Source organism: Streptomyces sp. NPDC055013 (assembly GCF_053608645.1).
The window spans coordinates 108,004-129,594 of record NZ_JBSGVW010000004.1; the positions used below are offsets into that span (position 1 = coordinate 108,004).

21 protein-coding genes and 1 pseudogene are annotated in these 21,591 nt (G+C 67.1%); 10 read left to right on the top strand and 12 right to left on the bottom strand.

The window, feature by feature from the left end:
* Positions 1-200 precede the first annotated feature (200 nt).
* Positions 201-944, top strand: a complete 744-nt coding sequence (locus ACWGDB_RS06950; protein ID WP_453821449.1) for a helix-turn-helix domain-containing protein — start codon at positions 201-203, stop codon at positions 942-944.
* A gap of 187 nt (positions 945-1,131) precedes the next feature.
* On the opposite strand, the gene ACWGDB_RS06955 is transcribed toward ACWGDB_RS06950, so the two are convergent.
* The gene (locus ACWGDB_RS06955) at positions 1,132-1,725 is read right to left on the bottom strand and encodes a TetR/AcrR family transcriptional regulator (protein WP_453821450.1); all 594 of its coding nucleotides are present in this window, start codon (positions 1,723-1,725) and stop codon (positions 1,132-1,134) included.
* Positions 1,726-1,802: 77 nt separating this feature from the next.
* On the opposite strand from ACWGDB_RS06955, the gene ACWGDB_RS06960 reads away from it, so the two are divergent.
* Positions 1,803-2,219 carry a VOC family protein gene (locus tag ACWGDB_RS06960; RefSeq protein WP_453821451.1) on the top strand — a complete coding sequence of 139 codons (417 nt, stop codon included), beginning with the start codon at positions 1,803-1,805 and terminating at the stop codon, positions 2,217-2,219.
* A gap of 517 nt (positions 2,220-2,736) precedes the next feature.
* Here ACWGDB_RS06960 and ACWGDB_RS06965 read toward each other — a convergent pair.
* A complete protein-coding gene (locus tag ACWGDB_RS06965) occupies positions 2,737-3,831 on the bottom strand; it encodes a hypothetical protein (protein ID WP_453821452.1) in 1,095 nt (364 codons plus the stop codon).
* Positions 3,832-3,933: 102 nt separating this feature from the next.
* Here ACWGDB_RS06965 and ACWGDB_RS06970 point away from each other — a divergent pair, with 102 nt between their 5' ends.
* The gene (locus ACWGDB_RS06970; protein WP_453821453.1) at positions 3,934-4,131 is read left to right on the top strand and encodes a hypothetical protein; all 198 of its coding nucleotides are present in this window, start codon (positions 3,934-3,936) and stop codon (positions 4,129-4,131) included.
* 1,079 nt (positions 4,132-5,210) lie between these two features.
* Here the strand turns inward: ACWGDB_RS06970 and ACWGDB_RS06975 are convergent.
* Positions 5,211-5,405: a DUF5708 family protein gene (locus ACWGDB_RS06975; protein ID WP_453821454.1), complete on the bottom strand. Its 195-nt coding sequence runs from the start codon at positions 5,403-5,405 to the stop codon at positions 5,211-5,213.
* Between the two features lie 260 nt (positions 5,406-5,665).
* Between ACWGDB_RS06975 and ACWGDB_RS06980 the strand changes: the two genes are divergently transcribed.
* On the top strand, positions 5,666-6,190 hold the full coding sequence (locus tag ACWGDB_RS06980; RefSeq protein WP_453821455.1) for a GNAT family N-acetyltransferase: 525 nt from the start codon (positions 5,666-5,668) through the stop codon (positions 6,188-6,190).
* Positions 6,191-6,604: 414 nt separating this feature from the next.
* On the opposite strand, the gene ACWGDB_RS06985 is transcribed toward ACWGDB_RS06980, so the two are convergent.
* Positions 6,605-7,279: an L-2-amino-thiazoline-4-carboxylic acid hydrolase gene (locus ACWGDB_RS06985; RefSeq protein WP_453821456.1), complete on the bottom strand. Its 675-nt coding sequence runs from the start codon at positions 7,277-7,279 to the stop codon at positions 6,605-6,607.
* 552 nt (positions 7,280-7,831) lie between these two features.
* Here ACWGDB_RS06985 and ACWGDB_RS06990 point away from each other — a divergent pair.
* Positions 7,832-8,107 carry a hypothetical protein gene (locus tag ACWGDB_RS06990; RefSeq protein ID WP_453821457.1) on the top strand — a complete coding sequence of 92 codons (276 nt, stop codon included), beginning with the start codon at positions 7,832-7,834 and terminating at the stop codon, positions 8,105-8,107.
* A 72-nt stretch (positions 8,108-8,179) separates the two neighbouring features.
* Here the strand turns inward: ACWGDB_RS06990 and ACWGDB_RS06995 are convergent.
* The 3 genes and pseudogenes from ACWGDB_RS06995 to ACWGDB_RS07005 all read right to left on the bottom strand — a co-directional run.
* Positions 8,180-8,313, bottom strand: a pseudogene (locus tag ACWGDB_RS06995) (IS21-like element helper ATPase IstB); the annotation flags it as partial.
* 44 nt (positions 8,314-8,357) lie between these two features.
* The gene (locus ACWGDB_RS07000; protein ID WP_453821458.1) at positions 8,358-9,266 is read right to left on the bottom strand and encodes an NAD(P)-dependent oxidoreductase; all 909 of its coding nucleotides are present in this window, start codon (positions 9,264-9,266) and stop codon (positions 8,358-8,360) included.
* Positions 9,267-9,470: 204 nt separating this feature from the next.
* Positions 9,471-10,361, bottom strand: coding sequence for an NAD(P)-dependent oxidoreductase (locus tag ACWGDB_RS07005; protein ID WP_453821459.1), 891 nt, complete (start codon positions 10,359-10,361; stop codon positions 9,471-9,473).
* A gap of 162 nt (positions 10,362-10,523) precedes the next feature.
* Between ACWGDB_RS07005 and ACWGDB_RS07010 the strand changes: the two genes are divergently transcribed.
* Both ACWGDB_RS07010 and ACWGDB_RS07015 read left to right on the top strand, forming a co-directional pair.
* Positions 10,524-10,856 carry a winged helix-turn-helix transcriptional regulator gene (locus ACWGDB_RS07010; RefSeq protein ID WP_453821460.1) on the top strand — a complete coding sequence of 111 codons (333 nt, stop codon included), beginning with the start codon at positions 10,524-10,526 and terminating at the stop codon, positions 10,854-10,856.
* Between the two features lie 326 nt (positions 10,857-11,182).
* A complete protein-coding gene (locus ACWGDB_RS07015; RefSeq protein WP_453821461.1) occupies positions 11,183-11,590 on the top strand; it encodes a hypothetical protein in 408 nt (135 codons plus the stop codon).
* Between the two features lie 449 nt (positions 11,591-12,039).
* Here ACWGDB_RS07015 and ACWGDB_RS07020 read toward each other — a convergent pair whose 3' ends face one another.
* From ACWGDB_RS07020 to ACWGDB_RS07030, 3 genes are all read right to left on the bottom strand, one after another.
* Positions 12,040-13,602, bottom strand: a complete 1,563-nt coding sequence (locus tag ACWGDB_RS07020; RefSeq protein ID WP_453821462.1) for an oxidoreductase — start codon at positions 13,600-13,602, stop codon at positions 12,040-12,042.
* Positions 13,603-14,134: 532 nt separating this feature from the next.
* Positions 14,135-15,229: a hypothetical protein gene (locus ACWGDB_RS07025; protein WP_453821463.1), complete on the bottom strand. Its 1,095-nt coding sequence runs from the start codon at positions 15,227-15,229 to the stop codon at positions 14,135-14,137.
* A 777-nt stretch (positions 15,230-16,006) separates the two neighbouring features.
* On the bottom strand, positions 16,007-16,966 hold the full coding sequence (locus ACWGDB_RS07030; protein WP_453821464.1) for a 5'-nucleotidase: 960 nt from the start codon (positions 16,964-16,966) through the stop codon (positions 16,007-16,009).
* A 561-nt stretch (positions 16,967-17,527) separates the two neighbouring features.
* Here ACWGDB_RS07030 and ACWGDB_RS07035 point away from each other — a divergent pair.
* Both ACWGDB_RS07035 and ACWGDB_RS07040 read left to right on the top strand, forming a co-directional pair.
* The gene (locus tag ACWGDB_RS07035; protein ID WP_453821465.1) at positions 17,528-18,310 is read left to right on the top strand and encodes a carbonic anhydrase family protein; all 783 of its coding nucleotides are present in this window, start codon (positions 17,528-17,530) and stop codon (positions 18,308-18,310) included.
* Positions 18,311-18,447: 137 nt separating this feature from the next.
* On the top strand, positions 18,448-18,651 hold the full coding sequence (locus tag ACWGDB_RS07040; RefSeq protein WP_453821466.1) for a hypothetical protein: 204 nt from the start codon (positions 18,448-18,450) through the stop codon (positions 18,649-18,651).
* On the opposite strand, the gene ACWGDB_RS07045 is transcribed toward ACWGDB_RS07040, so the two are convergent.
* Entirely contained in the window at positions 18,636-19,373 is a 738-nt protein-coding gene (locus tag ACWGDB_RS07045) for an SDR family NAD(P)-dependent oxidoreductase (protein ID WP_453821467.1), read from the bottom strand. The genes ACWGDB_RS07040 and ACWGDB_RS07045 overlap by 16 nt on opposite strands.
* 84 nt (positions 19,374-19,457) lie before the next feature.
* On the opposite strand from ACWGDB_RS07045, the gene ACWGDB_RS07050 reads away from it, so the two are divergent.
* Entirely contained in the window at positions 19,458-20,099 is a 642-nt protein-coding gene (locus tag ACWGDB_RS07050; protein WP_453821468.1) for a TetR/AcrR family transcriptional regulator, read from the top strand.
* 509 nt (positions 20,100-20,608) lie between these two features.
* On the opposite strand, the gene ACWGDB_RS07055 is transcribed toward ACWGDB_RS07050, so the two are convergent.
* Positions 20,609-21,478 (bottom strand): UbiA family prenyltransferase, encoded by an 870-nt coding sequence (locus tag ACWGDB_RS07055; protein ID WP_453821469.1) that lies wholly within the window; start codon positions 21,476-21,478, stop codon positions 20,609-20,611.
* Between the last annotated feature and the right edge of the window lie 113 nt (positions 21,479-21,591).

Consider the following 21,591-nt stretch of genomic DNA (forward strand, 5'->3'; position numbering starts at 1 on the left):
GAGCCGAACCTTAGGCACGAGTCGAAATCCCAGTCAACGGCGTTCTCCTTGAGGCCGAGCTGTTTGCGCTGGTCAGCTACGCAACTGACGATTGCAATGACTGTGACGGTCAATGCACGGCGTAGGAGGGGGTGTTGCAACGATCGGCGAACGGAGAACACACTGTGTGCCGAGACGACTGAATCAGGGGAACCGACCCGATGCCAGGACGCAGGCTGACCAGAGCCGACCGGCTACAGATCGCCGCGGGGTTGGCGCAGCACCTGAGTTACGCCGACATCGCCAGAGGTCTGAACCGTCCTGCCTCGACGGTGAGCCGCGAGGTTGCGCGCAACGGAGGACCTGCCCGGTACCGCGCGGAACGGGCACAGCTCGCGACCACCCACCGAGCCCAGCGCCGGCCGCAGCCTCCCGCCCCGGTGCAGCCGGCCATCGAGCATCCCGGCCCCGACCCCGACGCAACGGCCGCGTTCGTCACCGACCTCACCTCAGCACTTGTCGAAACCGGCCTCCCGCGCACCGCCGCCCGCGTGATGGCCTGCCTGTTCGCCTCCGAGACCGGCAGTCGCACCGCCGTCGAGATGGCGCAGCACCTGCAGGTCAGCGCGGCGACCATTTCGCAGGCGGTCCGCCTGCTGGAACGGCAGGATCTGATCCGCCGCGGTCGCGATGACCGTGGCCGCCGCCACCGGTATTTCCTCGACGACAAGGCGGGCTTGCGGACCGTCGCGGCCAGCGTTGCCGCCAACCAGCGGTTCGCCGCCACCGCGCTGCGCGGTGCCGAACTCTTCGGAGCCGAGAGCGCTGCCGGATCCCGGCTCGTCCTGGCAGGCCGATTCTTCGAACGCCTCGGCGACGACCTCATCCGCTCCGCTGAAAAGCACTGGCGTGACATGGTTGGTGACAGGGGCGACGAATTCACGCTGACAGGCCACGCGGAGTAGTTCGCGGCCTCACTAGCTGGTGCTGGTCCTGGTCAGTGGCGGTGAATGTGACTGACGTCTATTCAGGTTTGTCGGCGAGGTGGAGGTCGACATACGACGTGCTGTCCCTCGGTCTCTCCCGAGGATGGGAAGGCGCAGCCGCCTGATGCCGGAGCTCAGGGGTACGACCAGTGATGTGGCCACCGAGTCAGTCGGTGCGCAGGGCCTGAAGCAGTTGTCCCAGCGCGGCTTTGGTGTGGTTTAGGTCTTCGGGGTCGGAGGAGGACGCCAGCCAGAGGGCCGCCTCGTTCATGGCCCCCGACAGCAGGTGGACCAGCGGTGCGACCGGCTGCGGGGCGATGATCCTTGCGTCGATGACGAAGGACAACGCGTCGGCGAGATGGCGGGCCGAGGCTGCCTCGTCCATCGCTCGCCACTGACTCCATCCCAACACGGCGGGCCCGTCGACCAGCATGACCCGCTGGATGTCCGGATCAGTGGTCGCGGTGAGGAACTCCTGGCAGCCGGCGATCAGTTGGGCCCAGGGATCGTCGTGGGCATCGGCGGCCGCTGCCACGCGTCGGCCCACTTCCTGCTGCAACTCCTCCAGGACGGCGCGGAAGAGGTCCGCCTTGCCTGTGAAGTGGTGGTAGAGCGCGCCCTTGGTCACCCCGGCTGCCTGGACGATCTCCCCCAGACTCACAGCGCCGTAGCCGCTGCCTGAGAACAGGCGCCTGCCTTCCCGCAGCAGCGCCTGCCTGGTCTGTTCCCGCTGCTGCGCCCGGGTGCCGTGCTGTTGCATCCCACTCCTCATTGACATACCGACGGTATGCGAATAGCTTCACTCGCATACCGATGGTATGCGAAAGGGGATCAGGTATGAAACTGACCGGCTTCTATCCCGTGATCGGCACAGCGAAGCTGCGAGAGTCGCGCGACTTCTACACCCGGCTGCTGGAATTCGAGACGACGTTCGAGGCCGATTGGTACGTCAGCCTTCGTCGGCCGGGAGACCCCGGGTACGAGCTCGCCCTCCTCGACCACACCCACCCGACGATTCCAGAGGGCCACCGGGTTCCCGCACAGGGCCTGCTGCTCAACTTCGAAGTGGAGGACGTGGACGCGGAATGGGAGCGGCTCGTCACCAACGAGGGACTGCACCCCGTCCTTGAACTGCGCAGCGAGGACTTCGGGCAAAGGCACTTCATCGTGGCTGACCCCAACGGCGTCCTGATCGACGTCATCACGCCCATCGCCCCCACCGCGGAATACTCCGAGCAGTACGTCACCAGCTGACTCCTGAAGGGCGTGTTCGACAACGACCTGTCGGACACGCCCTGACCACCGGAGCCTCTGGGCCCTCATCCGCGTGTGCGGCGCCAGATCGCGCCATCGCACCAGTACCGCGGTATCACTCTTCTGATCAGGCGTCTAGATCTCAGGTACCAGCAGTGTCGCCACCAAAGCCCTCCCACCAGCCGATATGCCCTCGTCACAACGGGCTTACGCAAGACGGCTCCGTCACGGTGACACCGTCGACCGGCTGGATGGGACGGCGACACAGGATGGGTGCATCGGCGCGCCGGTCACTCACCGGGCGGCGCTCCCAGGAGTGGTGAGTAGCTGCTGGAGGTCGACGCCGACGAGGCCGGAGCCGCAATCGGCTGGTCCTCGTAGAAGGTCAGCGCGGCGCTCGGGACGTGATGGTGGAGGCCGCGCGTCCTGGCTCACTTCAGGTGTGAGCCGATCCCAGAGCGCCAGGCCGCAGACATTTGCCTTCATGTGCACGGACATGGCGGCGTAGAAGTTTCGCTTACTCGCTGTGGACTTGTGCATTGTTGATGGCGGCTTGCAGTTGGAGCCACGTTGGATCTGTTGCGCTGGCCTCGGTGATCGTTGCCAGATCTCCTGCTTCCCATGTGCGGGTTCCGTCGGTCAGGACAAGGTGCGTCTCCAGGTCGTCGCCGTCGTCCGGAACATCTTCGGTGGCCTCCAAGAACGCCTTGGCTGCGGCCCTGGAGATGTCCCGGCTTGTGGTGCCGGTGTGCGTGGCGTCGGAGGCCGCGGACAAGAGCACCAGGTCTCCCTCACTGCCGGCGACGAGGAGTTCGCCGGTCGCCGTGGCGGCCAGCGCGGTCAAGCGGGACCCGGGCAGCACATCGTGCTCGACCGCGTGCCGGGTTTCGAGGTCCACCTCGACCAGCGCCCCCGGGGGCGTTGCGATCCACAGCACACCCGGTCGCGATCCGAAGGCGATGTTGTGACGTGACCAGGCTTCCATCTGGTCAAGCCACTCCTGCGGGTACGGATAGCCAGGGCTGGGGTCGCCGAGGGTGGTGGCAAAAACCCGCTGCAACGAAGGAAACTCGAAAACCTCCACCGAGTTGTCGTACGCGTTGCCACGGACCGCAAGGTGACGTCCGTTTGCGCTGAAGAGCGGAGTCTCGTAGCCGTCACAGTCCAGGATCAGTGCCCGGCGGAGCGGCCGCATCACGGCAGGCGCGGTCCCCTGATCGACGCGTGCGAAAAGGCAGTGTGTGGCCCCCTGGTCGCTGGTGAGCGTGGCAACAAGTCCGCCGCCGGGATGCTCCGCGACTCCTGTGTCCCAGCAGGGTCCGGCACCGGTGGTTCCGGTGACGAGGTCAATCACGTCCGAGCTCTCCCACCCACCGCCTTCGTCACGAAACGACGGTGAACCCCACAGAGTCTGCCCGTCCGGGCTGAAAGCCAGACTTCGGTAGGAGGCCGTGGCCAAGGCACCGTCCACTTCGCTGACCTCAGCAGGAGTCCATTGCCGCAAGCCGTCCTCCCCCGCCACGACCAGCAGTGCCTGGTCCGGATGCCAGGCCACAGCAGGCGTCCGACCTGCCCGCTCCCAACCCAAGGCGTCTCCATAGGCGTTCGACATGAGGCCCACGGAGCCGAGTTCGCGTAGCTGCCCCCCGCCGCAGTCCCAGATGTGGACTGCCGGACGCTCGGAGTCCGAGCAGGCCACCAGCGGAAGCCGCGGATGGCATCTCAACTGTTCAACAGAGCGTTCGCCGCCAACCAGCCCACGTGCCACCACTTCAAGATCAGTCACCCCCGCACCGTAGTGCTCACCGGCCTGGGCGGCGAGGCCCACACCTGCATGCGTTCCCTCGCGGCGCTCGGGCACAAGAAGGTGAGCGCCGGCCCCACCAACTTCAAGCGCTCACTCACCAACTGAAGGGCTCCCTACGTTGTTCTGCGCAGCGTGGTCGGCCCTGCTGGTTGTCCCGACCAAGGGTGCCGGGTGTGGCTGCAGGCGCTGTGCCGTGTGCGCACTCCCTCGCCGGGACCACCACTGTCCGCGCGTCGAATGGAAACCAATGGAACTGACCACCGCCAAGCCCAGCGCCCGTACGCCGGGCGGACTTCACGCCAGCCAGCCCGTGACACCCCTTCAGGTGACCGGGCATCCTTCCTCGTCGGTGCGGGTAAGTCTTGAGCCCAGCGGTGCCACGTCATCCCTCACCCTGACTGTGCCGGGGAGCGGCACCTCCTTCAAGCGGCCTCCATGCAGCATCCAGAGTCCAAAGCACACATCGTCCTGATCCCGAAGCAGGACCTGGACGGAGTCGGGGAACGGCCAGCTCATCTGTTCCAAGTAGCCTAGAAGGCCGGTCCAGTTGGGCCTCCAGAAGTCGATGGCCCATGCGTCCATCCCCGGGATGGGCTCAACTGCTGGTGCCACTCGCGGTGATCGTCAGGCTGGGTGAGAGGTTCCATCACCTCCCCGGCGCCGAAAGCGATGACTATTACTTCACAGTCTCTACTCACTGCGGAATCTTCAGGCGGGTCAGCCAGGAACGTCAACGACCTTTGAATCGCTAGGTCCCCCGCGCCTCTGGTCGAGTGCGTCTTTCGGAGCACCAGCCCGCTGCACCTGAGGTTCTTCCCCAAGCCGCACACGCGCCAGCTCCCATCCCGTACGCCGTCGTCCCACATTCCGTGGAGTGGGTACTGTTCATGGCGTCCACGTGGAGCGCGCCGCTGCACTCTTGGCAATTGATAGGGCGCCCGGGCCCAAGCGGCGCCTCCCTCGGCGGCCCGCACCAGAACATCCCGTCCTCAAGTTGCAGCCGCCGCGCTGCGCACCGGTGCTCGCTCCTTCGCTCTGGGAGCCGGTCAGCTCCCCCAGGCCCCAGAAACGACAGGCGCGTACGAACGACGGGCGCCCAACGGGTGCGGGATCCTGAACATCAGCTTGGGAAATTGCGATCACTGCGGACAGTTCGAGGCCTGACCTGCGCGATTGGCTGTCCGCTACGACACACTCCGCGCACTGCACGCCTGGTACACGCCGTAAAGCAGCTGTGTGCCACCGATCGCGATCAGCACGACACCCACCTTCGTGAGCGTAAAAACGGGAATGTCGACATCCTCGGTGAAAAGTGCCAGAGCAACTCCGATGACAGCGCAGACTGCGCCCTCGACGATGTTCTTCGAGGCGTGAGCCACGGTGGCTTTTCTCCTTGAGGTCGCGTCCCTGGCAGGGCTGTTACTCGCCCAAAACCCTAGGTGGGTACGCAGGGCGCAACCTCAACCCCCCGTATGAGATGCGCACTACACACTGCGATGGACCGGAAGTCGCGGTCTTCGTCATGTCACGGCCGCCCCGCGATCAATCGTGGGGCGGCCCGTAAGTGCTGTCCTTCTTCCAGGGAAGCCCCCTTGCGGCCGGCCGATGCGGGGGCGGAAGCCCGTGCGAAGATCGCGGCGTGAACGATCTACGCTTCCGTCTCGCTGACGACGCCGATCTTGCCGCCGTCGTGCGTCTGCGCGACGATGCGGCCCGCTGGATGCTTGCCCAAGGCGTCACTGGCCAGTGGCAGCCTGGTGAGCTGGACGGGGACCACTTCCGTCGGATCATGGAGAGCAGGGAGGTATGGCTCGCGGAGGCTGCCGATCGTGTGGTCGGGGCCTGGGAGCTCTGGTGGGAGGACGAGGACGCCTGGGGCCTGCAGCCGCCGACCGCAGGCTACGTGCACCGGCTGATGGTGGACCGCAGAAGCGTCCCGCCCGGGACAGGTCGGCAGCTGCTGCGAATCGCGGAGCGACGCGTGGCCGAGGCGGGCCGACCGTTGGTTCGTCTGGACTGCCTGGCCACCAACGCACGCCTGAGTGCGTACTACCTCAACGCCGGCTATCGGATTGTGGGATGCAAGGAGGGTAAGCCGCAGCCGGGCGGCACGCCCAAGTCGTTCACGCTCCTCGAGAAGTCCGTATGGGATGAGTTGGGGTAGGTCAAGCGGCGAGGGCCCCTCGGGGCGCTCAACGAACCGGCCGCGTTCGAAGCGGGCTCCGGTGCGGACGAGCCAAACGAGGTGGGGCCCGTTCACGGCCCGCCAGCGGACCTGGGCGGACTCGGCAAACTTGAACATCAGCAGAGCTTGGCCGGGTTCGTTCTCGTCGAGGGTCCGGTCGAAGGCGAGGCTGTGTCCGACGAGCTTGTGACTCCTGGGGAGTGGAGTCGGACGAGGTCCGGTGCTGCCTGGAGGACTTCGCAGCGGATGTGTTCGAGCCGTTCACGCGGGCGGATCGCCATCGGCGTACCGTCGGCGGGTGACTCCGACCGGGAGGCGCCGCGCGCACCCGCCCCTGCTCCCGACGTCGGGCGCCGCGGACGGCACCGGGCGGGTTCACCATGCACGAGCTCGTCAGCCGTTGCCCTCCGTGTCGTCGACGAACCGCGTCTCGAGAGCGTCGCTGTAGCCGTCGAGAGGGTCGTCGGTCTCAAGGACGGCGAAGCGGCACCTGCTGTCACCGAGTGACAGCAGGGAGGTACGTTCGGCGCGCAGTCCGCTGACCGCGGGGTCGATCGCCTTCATGAAGTTCACGTCGAACGCGCACATCACCGTCGTGACGGGCGTGGCGTCGTGGCGCGCGAAGAAGTCGCGCCAGAAGCAGCGCCTGACGTTCATCTCGAAAAGCCCCGGCTCCGGTCGTTGAAAGTCGAACTCGAAATGCGTGGGGTAGAGCTTCACCATCACGCGACACGTCTTCTCGATCTTGTCGAGGGCGTGGTCCCGCTCGTTGAGGGTCGAGAAGGCCATGTCGTACGGGCGCCTCAGCACCGGGCTCATCGCGTGCTGGAGATAGAGGATCGTACGCCTGTCGTCCCCGTCGAACAGGGGGGCCAGCTTCTCGAACGCGGCCAGTACCACCGCACCGATCGCCAGCGCACCCTTCGACGGTCCGTCGGTGGCCATGTCCTCGTCCGCGTCGGCGATCTCCTCCGCCCGCGCGCGGATCGCATCGATCAGCTCCTTCTCGCGATCGGGTGCCACATGGTGGAGGTGTTTGCGGACTTCGCCCAGAAACCTGCGGGGCATGACGCGACCCATCAACCAGTGGGCCTCTGCTCCGATTGCCTTGTCGATGGCATTCATAAAGTCACCCTGCCTACTGATCGCGATCAGAGACGGCCAAGGGGGTGCGACCTCGATGGGGGCTTCGGCCCCGTTCTTCGATCCCCGACTTTGTGAAAAAGCGTACTGCCGGGCCTATCCGGACGCTAGCCAGCACCGGGTGCGGGCGATGCTGGGGTTGCCGTACCTGGCTGCTGTACCGCAGGATCCCGGCGGGGGCGACTATGGAACATGGAGCGTCCTCGTCTTGCAGCGCTTCGGAAAGTGCCTGATGGACCGCCGTGAACGGCTGCCATGCAGGTGAGGCACGAGTCCGGTCAACCGCTGGCTCGATCTTCGCAGGATGGGCCGCAACATCGCCCAAGCCGTCGATGGACTGCTCTCACTGCCTCGACTTCTGCTGCAGACAGCCCGACGCTGCCGCCGCCTGCCAGACTGACGCCGTACGCGTCGCGACATGCGACGTCGAGGGGGTAGGGAACTGATCGCGAGATGCCTCAGTGGATAGTCCTGGCCGTGCCTGTCAGCGGCGTGTCGGATGCAGGTCGTGACGGGCGGACCGTCGCAGAGTTCGAAGGCGGCTTGGAGGAAGCGGAAGCGGCTCTGCTGCAGGTGGCGCATACATACGAGCACGGTCTCTGGAAGGTGCGCCGCCGCGAGATCTTCAAGTGCTCAAGCAGGTCCTACTTCATTCGCCTCCAGAATCGTCTGGCGGCGTACGGTTTCCTCATCCAGCTTGCCGAACTGGTCCACGACTCCGATACGGAGCGACGGGACCGTCCTGCCACTTGATGGCTCACCCTCATAGACGTTGTGCCAGAGCTCGGGCAATGACGTCAGCACATGGGACGGAACCCGCAGATGTCAGTCGACCGCAGCGCGCTCTTCTGCCCGAGCCCGAGTGCTGGCGAGGCGGTAGAAGTCGATGCCGGTCTCGATGGTCGTGCCGTTGAAGGTCGGCGGTCCACTATGGCAGCGCTGAGGTGAGGGTCGGTGAAGGCGAAAGGGCGTCGACTGGTGCTCCCAGGACTGGTCCCAGTTGTCATGAGACCGCGCGTGAGCCGGCCCGGCGCGGCGGCTGTACGGCGGGCTGCTTCAGGACCTCGATCAAGCTGGTCGCACTGTCGTCGGCATGGCCGGCTGCTGTGCCTCGCCGGAAAGTCTCCAGGACCGCTGTCGGCAACGAGGTGTCGATCCCCGCTTCCCTGGTGGTCTGCAGCACATGGTCGACGCTTGCCACACCCATGGCGAGGTCTTCAATGTCGCCGGGGTACTGCCCTGCGTCGATCCGTGGCGTGTAGAAGGCCAGGAAGTCTGGCATTCCGGATAGTACGGATGACGCGGACGGCAGGATTTCCTCGGCCGAGACGCCGTGGGCGTCCGCCAGTGCGAGGGCGTGCAGCCAGCCGAGCATCGTCGTCCAGAACAGGTCCATCGAGACCTGGTAGTACAACGCCGCCAACCCTGGGTCCTCGCCGCGGTAGTCCGTGCCGGTGAGCACCTCCAGAGCCTCCTGGTGCGCGTCGAAGACGTGCTTGGGCCCGCTATAGAAGGTGGAGAACCCGGGCTGTCCGATGCCCGGGGGTGAAGCCTGCACGCCTCCGGTGAGGTACCGGGCACCGTGTCCTGACGCCCACCGCGCAGCGCTGCGGGCACTCTCGGGAGTGTCCGAGCTGAGATTGACGAGGAGCCGGCCGGACAGCGCTTCGGTGGCCGGTCCAAGGACGGCATACATCGCGTGGTGGTCCGTCAGGCTGAGGATGACCAGTTCACTGGCGGCGAGCGCGTCGTGAACCGTGTCGGCCCGGTCGGCTCCCGCGGCGACCAGCTCGTCCGCCTTGCCTGCGGTCCGGTTCCAGACGGTGACCCGGTAGCCCTTGCCGAGGAACGCCCTCGCCATCGCGCGTCCCATCGGGCCGAGTCCGATGACCGATACTTCCTGCTTGCTCATGGCACCCCTCAACTCAAAGCCTGAATTTTCTTTCCGGTGGGGCCACAACCAGCGGTTCCCTCACCGATAACCTGTGCCGTGCCTTCGAGGCCGGGCGGCCCCCGTCTCGCCGAGAGCTGGCATTCACCCTGGCCCGTCGCAGAAGACGTGCCTGATGCCGGGGTGATGGGCCTGCGGCAACGTGGACCTGGAGCACCAGGTTTGTTACGCCTTCTGTTCCGACTTCCTGAGCACTTCGGTCAGGGCCGAGATGCTGTGGTCGCCGTGGCCCGCCTCTGCTGCCTGCTTCACCAGGTCGTGCAGAGGAGTGAGCCAAGCCGTGTCGACGTGCGTCTCCTTGGCCAGGTCTTCGTCGTGGACCGCGCCCGCGAGGAAGAGGTTCACGGAGGAGGCGGCATCGGTGTAGTCACCGCTGTCGATTTCCTTGGCATAGATCGGCAGCAGGGACTTGATCATGTCCAGCCACTTCCCCGCGAACCGCACGATGCTGCTCGCCTCCAGCCCACGAGCCTGGACAACCGCAGCCCCCTGGAAGAACCCGACGAGCGCAGGTAGCAGCATGGCGCCCACTGCCATCTCGTACAGGGCGGCCAGGTCGGTCGCGGCCCCGAGGTGGACCGTATCGCCGCCCAGTACCTTCAGCGTCGTCTCATACTCGTCGAAGACAGCCTTGTCGCCGCCGTAGTACAGCAGCGTGTCCGGCGCCCCCACGGCCTGCGGCACGTTCTTGACCGCTCCGGCCAGAAACCGGGCCCCGTGGCCGGTCGCCCAGGCAGCCATGGCGCGGGCACCGGCGGGCGAACCGCTGTTCAATGTGACCAGCGCGCGCCCGGACAGTGCCGCCGCGGCCGGCTCCAGGGCGGAGCGAGTGTCTTCGAAGGTGGTCAGGCAGGTGATGATCAGCGGACTCGCCTCGACGGCGTCTTCCACCGCCCGGGCGTGGACGGCCCCCTTGGCCGCCAGCGGGGCGGCCTTGGCCGGCGTGCGGTTCCACACCGTCGTCGGGTGCCCCGCGTCGACGAATGCTGCGGCCAACGCCCGGCCCATCGAGCCCAGTCCGATGACGGTTACGGGTGTGGGGGCAACACTGGTCATGCGTAACTCCAGTCAGCAGTCGGATGAATGAGCAGCTCGGCAACCGCGGGTCAGCGCGTCCGTCGCGGCTCTCGTTCCATCCTGGAAGCGCACACACATTTGATCAAGTACCTACAATTCTGTTCGGTACCCACACTTTTGTCAGTGTCAGTAGGAGTGCTGATGACCAAGCGGACCTTCATCTGCGGGCTCGACGCCGCCATAGCCGTCATGGGCGGTAAATGGAAGGGACTGATCCTGTTTTCCCTCGGCGAGGAAGGACCGCTGCGTTTCGGCCAGTTGAGGAGGGCGGTTCCCGGTATCAGCGAGAGGATGCTGATCCTTCAGCTCCGGGAGATGGAGGCCAGTGGCCTGGTGCACCGCGAGGTCTACCACCAGGTCCCGCCCAAGGTGGAGTACTCACTGACCGATTTCGGCAACTCCCTCAACACGGCACTGGCGCCGCTCGGAGAATGGGGCGAGGAGCATATGGAGCGCATTGAGGCTATTCCCTAGCCAGTCCTCCACCCCTCCAACGCGGCACGCGCCGAAGGGATCGCCATCGTCGCGGCCGCCGGAACGGCCCCAGGGCCGTCGCTGGCAGTGGCGTCCTCCAAGTCGTACGGGTTGAACGTGCCGAGTACCGACCCGTCCTCGGCGACGAGCAAGGACGTCGACGGCTTGGAAGACCGGTTGTGTCTGCGGCCCACGATGGCGGAGCGTGATCACTCGGCCCGGTCGCGTGGCATCCTTGTCAGACCTGGCAGACGGAATGAGAGTTGAGTCGTGCGTTGATCCGTGTCGCGCGAGGAGCCACCGGGTTCTGTGGGCAAGGCGACCCGTTGCCGCAGGTGGACGTCGGGGCCTTCAAAACCGCGTGCCATGCGGTGGCCCGGTCGATTCGGGCCACGGTCGGCGATGTGACTCTGGCCGGAGTCACGCCGAGTTTCCATACGGTTCTCATCACCGCCCCAGGCATTCGGTCGACCGTCTTGTGCCACGAGCTACTCCTGGTCGTTGCCTTCGTGGCGAGTCCTCCGCAGGCTGGTGCGCCTCTGGCGGACTTCATATCCCCACCGGCGTGGGCGGACGCATTTGAGCGGGGCGGTTTCCGGCCGCTGGATGTCGGAGAACTGGGCATGCCGCTGGCCTCGGCCGACACCAGCGAGCTCGCCGAAGCAGAGCTGGAACAGGTGCGTTACTGGCGTCCCAGCACGGTCGGCGAGCTGATGTTCAACTGGTGGGACTGATCCGGCTCATTTGGCTGAGGGTTTGTCAGTGCGCCTTTGGGGGTGCTTGTTCGGGCGGTAGCTGGGGCCGTTCAAGATGGCCTGGGGGCTGTGTTGATCAGCCGGTCCTGAAGGGACGCGAAGAGTTCGGTGACGGTGGCGCCGTTTGGCAGCGGGAGGACCTGCACGCCACTCGGGCCACGGTGTCGCGGACGTCTGCGCAACGGCCTTCGCGTGCTGCGCCAGGTCGTCATCGAGAACCGTCACGTCGCCGCTCGTGAAATGCGATGGACACGGTGATCTCAGCGACCGTGCCGTCGAGGTGCATTTGATGACAGTTCAGGTAATCGCGCCCAACTTCCGTGAGCCGCCTTCCCAAGCCGTTCTGACCTTCTTGGACCGAAGGAAGCCTTCCTCAATCCCTAAATGCGCACTCATCCGTTGGCGACGCCGAAGGTCAGCTCTGCCCGCTAGTTCTTCTGCAGGGTGCGGGTGACACCCGCGATGAGGGCGGTTGTCAGCACCCAGCCGAGGGCGATCAACAGGTAGGCCAGCCACTGGAGGCTGTTGCTCGACCAATACCAGGCCGTGCGCTGACCTAGACCCCCGATGGGGATCAAGAGGTCGAGGGTGTAGACGAGGGGCTGGAACGGGGCACCTTCGCCTTGTTTGACCGGCTCGGGAGAGTCCGAATAGAAGCACAGCGTGCCCAGCAGGATCAGTGCGAGGAGCCAAACGCCGGCCAGCCAGGGCCGGTAGCCGTAACCGACGGTTACATCAAGGAGGTGGCCCCATGCACGGGCTGCCGGTGACAGTGCGCGGCGCCGGTGGCGTTGCTTGGCGAGGAGGACGCGGCGGGCGTCGTCGTCGTGCCCGGCCTTGCGGTACCAGGCCGCCAACTGCTCGTACGGTTGTGGGTTGTAGCCCGGGCTGCTGCGTATCCATGCCATACGTCGGGCCACGGACTCCCGGTCGCCCACGGCCTCGCGGCGCTCGTCGTTCAAGTCCGCCGTCTTGATGGAGCCGTAGACGAAGCCGTCCAGCTCCACCCTCTCCGGCCAGCTGTGTTCGTTCTCGTGAAGGTACGACACCTGGGCACCCCGCAGGTCGACGGCGCCCGACAGGGGTCGGGCCAGGGTCAGATCGAGGTCGACGGCTTGCAGGTGCATGGCGATCAGGGCCGGGGCGTTTCCGTCGCCGGTGGGCGGGTTCAGGACGGCTCCGTCGAAGGTCACGTTGTCCGTGACCTGGGTCCCGCGCAGCCGTACCGTCCCGTTCGCGGTGAATCCCTCGGAGAACTTGAGCGACGAGGCTATGGCGTTGTCGAGGGTGAGGACCACGCCGCGTGGGCCGGGACCTTCCAGTCGGGCGCCCTGCATGACCAGCGTGCCCGGCAACTTTGCCCCCATCAGCCGGACTTCCCCGTATGCGACGAACCCGTTTCGGCAGAAGACGCCCCCTTCCATGGCCAGGCCACCGGCCGACAGGGCCCACCCGTCCGGTGCGATCAACTTGGCCCCGTTGAGAAGCAGTCCGCCGTTCACCCGGGCGTCGGTGAGCGACAGGGCGGTGCTCAAGCGGTTGAAGGGTGTGGGGGCGCCGCTCTCCACCACGGCGCGCCGCAGGGAGAAGTTGCCCTCGATGCGGGCCGAATCGGCCTCGATGCCGGGTATCCGGCTGTCCGTGAACACGAGGGCCTGCGTCGACGCGCCGAGGAGATTCACCGCCTCCTCGAACCAGCACGCCTCCAGCCAGAGGGCATGGGCGATCTGTGCGCCGGCCAGGTCCAGGTGTCCGGAGATCCGTGCCCCAGTGAGCCTCAGACGCGCCACCGCACCCGGTTGCCCGATGTTCGCGCCCAGCAACAGCGCGGCGACCACAGCCGCCCGCACCGTCCGCTCGGGCCCCCACCGTCCGCCGTCGGCGACCCTGTCCTCCTCTGGAGTACCCGTACGCAGGTCCACCCGGCGCCCCTCGGGGAACGCGTCCCACAGCTCACGCTCAGGTGAAGTCAACTCGTCGTAGGAAAGCACTCATGCAGAGTAGTGATCTTCCTTCGTGCTCGCCTGCTCCCCTCGCACCCGGAGCGGACGAAGTCCCTTTCTGTTAGGAGTTCGCAAGGCCGTAACGCCGAAGAGTGTCTGCCGTCTTGGACGCCCAGAGCATCAAAACCGGGTCCTCCTCCATCCCCGAGCGGAGCAGGGCGCGGTGGTGGAGGTAGAGGCAGTAGGCGGCGGCCGTCACCCCGGGGCCGCCTCGTACCGCCACCCAAGCCGTGCGCTGTCGTGAGCCTCGGCCAGCTGGAGCAGGCGCGCCAGGATCCAGGCGGCTTCCTCGGCGGCCGCCGCCAGGTCGCGGACAGTCAGAATTGGTGCTGCGCACCAAACGTGGCCGACTCGGCGCGCCGATGTTGCGATCAGCGTCGTCTGCTGGCTGGCGCTCGTGCAGACACCACCGGGCGGCACGCGGTGCTCGGCCGACCGGCCTGGCGCCGCGCTGGCAGCGACTCGGCGGCTGGATGTACATCGTCCTCGGGGTTGGGTGGCCGCCACCAAGTAACACCCGCTAGGACCGCGTTGCCCTCCTGCACCCATCCCCAGAGGTTTCGCCCCGCCCGACCGGCGTGCTGCGGTCGTACGGGTCGACCTCCGTGCCATTCCCGTCCGTCCGATGGCCCGTGCCGAAGGGCGGGTTGAAGTAGCCCGTGGGGGCGCCGCAACCGCCATTGGTCATGTCGTATTTGTACGAGACGATCGAGAACGTGTCCGGCTCGGTGATCACCTTGTCAGGGTCGTCCCAGCTCAGAACCAGCTCGCGCCGGACGATCGTGCGCACAATCTCGTCCTCGCCGCCCGCGTCCGCGCGGGTGACCGGGTAGACGAAGGTGACGTCGGCGGTCACCTGGAGCGCCCCGCGCTCGCCCTCCCGGTAGGTGAGCAGACCCCGGGTCTTCACGACGTCGCCGACCAGGTCGGCGCGGGAAGGCTGGAAGCGACTGAACAGGAGGAGGGGGTCATTCCTCTCGCTCGGGGCTCGGAAAGCGGTTTTCAGAAGGTCTTGGACGTCCTTCTGGTGCGGGTTGATCAGTGCAATCGCCTTCTCGGGGCGCTCGCCCCGCAGCACCCCGTGGTCCAGTCCTGACGCGACGAGGAAGTCCCGGCTGCGGTCGAGGGCCCGCTCGACCTCGGCCGCGCTCATCCAGCCGACTGCCCGGGCCTTCGGCACGGCGATCCCCGCCGCTCCGCTCGCCCAGCTCGCCGCCGGCGAACCACGGAACGGCTCGTCCTGGGTGGGGCGTTGGACCGCCTCCTCCGGCTGGCCCGGTCGGGCGCTATCGCCCGCAAGTGGCGGGGAGTCAGGGTCGTCGCCAGCGAACAGGCCCACTATCCGCCCCGGCGCGAGCGCCACCACCAGCAGCACCAGCGAGGCCAGCATTCCGACCACGTACCAGCCCGTGCGCCGCTTGGGCCTCGCAGGCGTGTAGGTGCGCCAGCCCTCCGAGCCGCGGTCGGGCTCCGCGCGCAGCCGCTTCGCCACGGCGCGGGCACGCGCCGACGGCTCCTTGGGCGAGTCGGCGGCACCCTCCGCCGACTCGCGCAGAAACCGCTCCCACTCCTCGTCGGACCTGGACGAACCGTCCGGCTCCGTACCCGCACCCATCCCCAACCCCCTGGCAATCAGTGACCGCGGCCCACTCCCCTGGGACGCGTCCGCATCATGACACAGAGCGCTGACAGCACGGCCGATCGGGCTGACGGGGTAGGCGCGCAAAGCAATCTCAACTGGTCAACTGACGCTCCTACGTTGTTCTGCGGAACGTGGTCGGCTCTTCGTATGGTTGCCCCGCCCAGGGGTGCCGGGTGTGCCTGCAGGCGCTCTACCGTTGGTAGCTCGTGATCATTACGGTGACCCTGACGGCCTGTGCAGGGCTGAGCCCTGAATGGATCACTGCCGCCCGCAGCCCTGCTTGCTGAATCGGCTGCACCTAGCTAGCGGTAGGCGCTGCGGAGTGCGTCGACCGCACTGGGACACTCCGCTGCCTTCCTCTACAAGGGAGACAATTGCTGTGGAGCAGTCCGCCGCGCTTGGACGGGCTATTACTCACAGACGGGCCTTCGAGTGCGGCATGGATGCACTGCTGCGGACGCGCGTCGTACTTGCGTCCGCGCCTCAATACCGTCATCGCCCAGCCCGGACTGTACGCCTCTGCTGGCACCAACGGACAGCAGCACCTTCCCTCCGGCGCCCACTCCTACGTCACGGCACTACCCAAAGACATCCTCACCGTCTACTGCAGCGCCTAGATGTATTGCCCCGCAGCAATCGGGGGCAAGAGGATCCGGCTCGGCTCGACCAACGGCCCTGCGTGAAAGGGCGGTTACGTCGTCGCAGATCGGCCGGCTTCGTCATCGAGGTCGGCGTTGTCCTACCCGAGGCTCACTGCTGCGCTTTCTCCGGCGCCGGGCGGCCGGGTTCGTTTATCTTCCCGAAGGGGACGTGCACGCTGGGGGTGCTGCGGGCTGTGCCTGTCAGGTGGCTGACCTGGTCGTCGAAGAAGATGTGGGGCCGGAGCACCTCCATGATCGTGCTCTTGTCTATGCCGCCGAGGAAGAAGGCGTCGTTGACGGTCACGCCCCAGTTCTTCAGGCTGCGCACCGGGCGTTCGTGGGCGGGTGCGTTGCGGGCGGTGACGAGGGAGACGTGGACGCGGATCTTGTAGTCGGCGTCTTGTGCCCGCTCTTCTTCTTCGCGCTGCTGGAGCCGGTTGATCCCGGCGAGGAAGTCCCGTAGCGGCCCCGGGTCGTGCGGGGTGGCGGCGTTCGTCGTCTCGTGGGAGTGAAAGCCCTTGATGCCGTCGGCCTGGTAAATCTGTTCCGATGCGTCGTCGGCGAGGACTCCGTCGAAGTCGAAGGCGATCCGCAGGTCCTGGTCATCGTCCTGGTCGGCCGTGGCAGGGCCGAGGACGCGGCCGGCGGGCAGCCCAAGCGTGACGGCCTCGCGGACGTCGGTCTCGTTCGCGGACAGGAACAGGGACATGTTCAGGGCCGGCATGAAGCGGTAGGGAGAGCGGCCCTGCATGAAGATGGCCCGGCTGATCGGCAGGCCGTGGGACTGGATGGATCGCATGACCCTCAGCCCGGTGTCGGGATCGTTGCGGGACAGGATGATGACTTCGACGAGAGGGTCGTCGGGTGAGAGGTCGTTGAGGGACAGGAGCCTGCGGATGAAGGGGAAGGCGACCCCTTTGTCCAGCGTGTCGTCCAGGTGCTCCTCCTGGTAGGCGCGGTAGGCCTCCTCCCCCTGATTGCGGAAGACGGCATCCGCCTCTTCCAGATCGAACAGTGCGCTGGAGGCGATACCGACGACCAGGCGGTTCTTGAGTTCATAGACAGCCACGGCGTCCTCCCCGACATCAATTCGTACACCTGTCTCAATCATGGTAAGTCGCCGCGCACTACGGGGCGGCCGACGCCAGGTGCCCTGATGTGGGACCGAGAGGTTGACGGCTCGCCCCGCATGTTGATCGGCTCAGTCGGCAGCCGTCCGCGCGGAGACGAAGTGGTTCGGCACCCATGTTCCGAGTGCCTTGCTGGGTGCGAGGGTCGGCTTGCCGTCGGCGGTACGGTGCGGTTGTGGCGCCCCGCAACCGACGTGTAGGTGCTCGGCTTTCAGGGCTTCAGACACTCGTCGGGGCAGTCGGATTGCTGGAAGTTGATCGCCCTGGGCCGGCCGCTCATCAGCTCTGAGCCGTCCCAGAAGCAGACACCCTGGTACCCGAAGACATCACCGGACTGGGCAAAGATCCCTCCGCCGTTGCCGGTCCTCATGTATTCGTCAAGGCCGTGCCGTCCGGCCTCAGCACTCCAGGTGACCTTTGGTGTTCAGAGCGGCGGACAGGGGAGTTATGCGGTGATCATGTGCCCGGCCGTCCGCCTGCCGAGTCGAAGGTGTTCGCCTATGTCCCTCACCGCGCCCGTTCCATCCGCTTCCGGCAGTCCGGAGCCGTCGCTGTCGCAGAGCCCAGTCGACATTCGCCCGCAGGCCACCGACGTTTCGGTCCTGCCGCCGCTGCGGTTCCAGCACCCGGCAACGCTCACCATGCGTCTGCACTTTGACGACCCGCGGCGTCGTCAGCACGACGGCGGGCCAACCAGCGGTGGGCAGACCGCCGATGGCGCACCTGCCGACTGCGTCCGGGATGACGAGGGAGCGGTGAAGGCCGAACCGCCGCCGGGGCAGGAGTGCCGGCTTACCATCGGCGCTGACGTATTCATCCTGGCGGACGTGCACTGGCACACGCCTTCCGAGCACACCGTCGGCGGCGTGGCGTTGCCGATGGAGCAGCACATGAAGTACGTACGGTCCGTCGAGGACGGAACCGTGTCCGGGGAGAGCGGCAGCGAGTATGCAGTGGTCGGCATCTTCGTCCATCCTGGGGAGCCGAACGCCCCCCTGGACCGGCTGCTCAGCTCGGCGCGCCGAGGTAGAGACCCCTGGGACGTGCCCAGAGTAGAGCTCGACGCGCTACTGCCGACCTGTACCGAGTCCTATCGCTATCTCGGGTCCACCACCGTCTGCCCGTACGTCCCGGGTGTCCGCTGGTCGGTGCTGAGCCACCCCGTACAGGCTTCCGCCGCCGCGCTGAACCACTACCGCAAGGTCTTGCCCCGGGGCAATGCCCGCGCGGTGCAGCCCCTCGGGCACAGGCGGATCGCGAGCGACCGGCATCGCTGGTGGTAGCAGTCGGCAAGACCCGGCTGCAGGAGCTGGTGGGCTGCGGAAGTCCGTCAGCCAACCAGCTGGGTGGTGGCCCCTACACGACGGAGGCGGAGGCGAGGGCGGTACTGCTCCGCGACCCATTGCCAATCTGCGGTGCGATGACCGCGCCGAAGGGGATGGCCTCGGCCGCCCCGGACGAAGCCGTGGTCCTGCTCTTCGTCAACCAGGTCACGGAGAGCCCGATCTCGTTGCTCCCGGCGCACTGGGCCTCGTACGACGCACAACGCGCGGCCGGGAGTGCGCCCCAAAGCTTCGAGGGAGCCGGATGCGCACCACCGGCCGTGGTTCAGGCCCGGGTGTAGCCGCCGTCGGCGAAGAGTTCGGCGCCGGTGACGAACGACGAGGCCTCCGAAGCCAGGAAGAGGGCGGCCTCGGCGATTTCCTCGGCGTCGGCCAGCCGCCCCAGTGGCACGACGGCCTCGGCGAACTGGTCGACGTCCGGCCCTGCGGCGCCCAGCAGGCCAGGGGTCCGCGTGGGTCCCGGGCTGAGCACGTTGACCCGGAATCGGCGCTCCCGCGACTGCCGGGCCCAGTTGTGCACGAGGTTGCTCACCGCCGCCTTCGAGGCGCTGTAGACCTCGAGTTGCTCATTGGGCCGCACGCTGTTGCTCGAGCCGACGACCAGGACGGAGGCGTTCTCCGCCAGCAGCGGAAGCGCCTTCTGAACAGTGAATAGTGGGCCCTTGACGTTGACGGCGAGCGTCAGGTCGACGTTCGCCTCGGTGTGGGCGCCGAGCGCGGCGTCCGCGACGATACCCGCGTTGGCCACCAGCACGTCGATGCGTCCGGCCTCCTCGCGGACTTGCGCGTAGAGCGTGTCCAGGTCGGCCAGGACCGAGACGTCGGATCGTACGCCGGTGGCCGCGGGGCCCAACTCCTTGACTGCCGCTTCGAGGCGGTCGACGTCCCGGCCGGTCACGAAGACCCGTGCGCCTTCCCGGACGAAGCGGTGGGCGATGGCCAGCCCGATCCCGCTGGTACCTCCGGTGATCACAGCCACCTTCTCCTGCAGCACGCCTGGCATGTCGAACCCCTTCAGTTGTGGAATGGATCGTCCATAACGTAGGCAGTAATGGACGATCGAGTCAAGAATGGATAGGCTGAGACCATGCCGAGACCACGCGCGTTCGACGAACGCCAAGTCCTGGAGCAGGCCCGAGAACAGTTCTGGGCGACCGGCTATGCAGGAACCCGGATGGACGACATCGGCCAGGCGACCGGCCTGGGCAAGGGCAGCCTGTACGGCGCATTCGGCGATAAGAGCAAGCTGTTCCACCGCGTGTTCGGCGACTGGTGCACCGCAGTCGCCGAGGTGGCCGAAGAGCGGCTGGCAGGTGGCCCTGACGCAGAGGCCCTGGCCCGGCTGTCGGACTACGTGCACCTAATGGCGGAGAACACCGCCTCCGACACCGAGCGTCGCGGGTGCCTGCTGGCCAAGGGCGCGGCGGAACTGGCACAGCACGATCCGACGGTCGCCGAACGATCGGCCGAGACCATGACGGCACTGCTGACCCTGCTGCGGACGGAGATCAGCGCCGCCCAGCGCCACGGCGACATCGATAGCGCTGCGGATCCGGAGCGGTTGGCGGCACTGCTGCTGACGGTGGTCCGCGGTATCGAGGCGGTAGGCAAGGCAGGCCTGGCCCCGGAGACGCTGCGGAACATTGCAGACACCGCACTGGCGGTTCTGCCCATGCCCGAGGGGCAGAACCGCCGCGCAACCGGGCGCAGTCCGGTCCGCGAGAACTGACTTGGTGCCATCACGGCCACATGATCCGCCGGACGGCGCCTGGCGTGGATCCCTCCGGATCCGTCACTTCCTGGAGCGCCGTGAGCGACCGCACCTCGGCCGACCCTTCGGATGGCGGCAACGGCAACCCTGATCGCAACGGCAGCACTCGGAGGCTGTTGATCCCGACCGTCACCAGTCAGTCGGAGGAAGACCGAGCGTCTTCACAACCCCTCTCCCGCTGCTACCTGCCGCAACACTGGCGACAGGTTCGGCGCAGCCAGCCGTACCCAGCGCGCCCCCAAGGAACCAGTAACGCCCCCCAGCGGCCTTCACCGCCTCCCGGCAGACTCTTTGCCTCCAATGGCCGACTTCCGCATGGGCAAGGGCATCGACCAACAGCAGTTCAAGATTGGCGATGTCTTGCGGGTCAGCTGCCGTTCGTACTGACCGGCCTCTCTCTCCCCTGGAGAAACTGGCGCGGCTAGCCGACAAGGGGGGTGACCCGACCCTGAGCTGAGGCAGCGCGGTCAAGCGATCCCGGTGCCGCGCAGCAGCAGCAACGCCACGTCCACCACCGCCACGGCGACCGCTGCCGCGAACGCCGCCCGCTCCCACCGGCGTCCTAGCACCGTCCCCGCCACCGCGACCAGGCCGGCCACCGCGAGCGCCGCAGTTCCCCATCTGCCGGGTGGTCCTGCGGGCCCCAGCGCCAGCACCGCGGACGCGGCCACCAGCGGCACCGGCAGTAGCAGCCGCGCGCCATCCGGGCCCAGCCGGTGCGGCCAGCCCCGTACGCCCGTCGCCAGATCCCCGCGGATGTCCGGCAGCACATCGCCCAGATGCGCGCCAACTCCCAGCAGCGCCCCGGCAGTGACGACCCACCAGGCCGGCCATGGCTGCCCCGGCAACCCCAGCGCCACGAACGCCGGGAGCGCGGCGAAACCCACCGCGTACGGCGCCCAGGACCACGCTGTTGCCTTGAGCCGCAGGTTGTACGCCCACGCCGCCGCCACCCCGGCCAGGTGAACGGCGCCCGCCCACAGCCCACAGGCGAACGACAGCGGCACGCACAGCGCCAGCGCGACATACGCGGCCACCCACACCTCCGTCACGCCGACTGTGCCGTCGACAACGGGTTTGCCCCGGCGGCCGGCGGCGATGTCCCGGCGCGCGTCGAACGCGTCGTTGCACCAGCCGACGGACAACTGTCCGGCCAGCACAGCGGCGGCGGTCAGGACACAACGCGCGGCGCCCTGGCCGGCGGTGACGGCGAGCGCGACCATCAAGGCGGTGACCGCCGCGACAGGCCCGGGGTGGCACGATCCGGCCAGGCCGCCCACCCGGCCGGCCCAACTCGCGGCCGGGCCGCAGACCGTCGACTGCTCGGGAGTGCCCACCCGGCCGATCGTAGGCGCCCCGACCCCACCAGGCTCGAGCACGCGCCCCGTGGCGAACGGCCGGACGGGCGATCCATGGTGTTCAAGGCCCGATCCGGGGAACACGTGGGAAA

Excerpts from the sequence above, each read along its gene's own strand:
- ACWGDB_RS06970 (WP_453821453.1), top strand. The coding sequence starts at position 3,934 with ATGGCATCTCAACTGTTCAACAGAGCGTTCGCCGCCAACCAGCCCACG.
- ACWGDB_RS06950 (WP_453821449.1), top strand. The coding sequence starts at position 201 with ATGCCAGGACGCAGGCTGACCAGAGCCGACCGGCTACAGATCGCCGCG.
- ACWGDB_RS06960 (WP_453821451.1), top strand. The coding sequence starts at position 1,803 with ATGAAACTGACCGGCTTCTATCCCGTGATCGGCACAGCGAAGCTGCGA.
- ACWGDB_RS06965 (WP_453821452.1), bottom strand. The coding sequence starts at position 3,831 with ATGTCGAACGCCTATGGAGACGCCTTGGGTTGGGAGCGGGCAGGTCGG.
- ACWGDB_RS07045 (WP_453821467.1), bottom strand. The coding sequence starts at position 19,373 with ATGCCAGGCGTGCTGCAGGAGAAGGTGGCTGTGATCACCGGAGGTACC.
- ACWGDB_RS07025 (WP_453821463.1), bottom strand. The coding sequence starts at position 15,229 with ATGGGTGCGGGTACGGAGCCGGACGGTTCGTCCAGGTCCGACGAGGAG.
- ACWGDB_RS07005 (WP_453821459.1), bottom strand. The coding sequence starts at position 10,361 with ATGACCAGTGTTGCCCCCACACCCGTAACCGTCATCGGACTGGGCTCG.
- ACWGDB_RS07010 (WP_453821460.1), top strand. The coding sequence starts at position 10,524 with ATGACCAAGCGGACCTTCATCTGCGGGCTCGACGCCGCCATAGCCGTC.
- ACWGDB_RS07000 (WP_453821458.1), bottom strand. The coding sequence starts at position 9,266 with ATGAGCAAGCAGGAAGTATCGGTCATCGGACTCGGCCCGATGGGACGC.
- ACWGDB_RS06985 (WP_453821456.1), bottom strand. The coding sequence starts at position 7,279 with ATGCCCCGCAGGTTTCTGGGCGAAGTCCGCAAACACCTCCACCATGTG.
- ACWGDB_RS06955 (WP_453821450.1), bottom strand. The coding sequence starts at position 1,725 with ATGCAACAGCACGGCACCCGGGCGCAGCAGCGGGAACAGACCAGGCAG.
- ACWGDB_RS07040 (WP_453821466.1), top strand. The coding sequence starts at position 18,448 with ATGACCGCGCCGAAGGGGATGGCCTCGGCCGCCCCGGACGAAGCCGTG.
- ACWGDB_RS07035 (WP_453821465.1), top strand. The coding sequence starts at position 17,528 with ATGTCCCTCACCGCGCCCGTTCCATCCGCTTCCGGCAGTCCGGAGCCG.
- ACWGDB_RS07050 (WP_453821468.1), top strand. The coding sequence starts at position 19,458 with ATGCCGAGACCACGCGCGTTCGACGAACGCCAAGTCCTGGAGCAGGCC.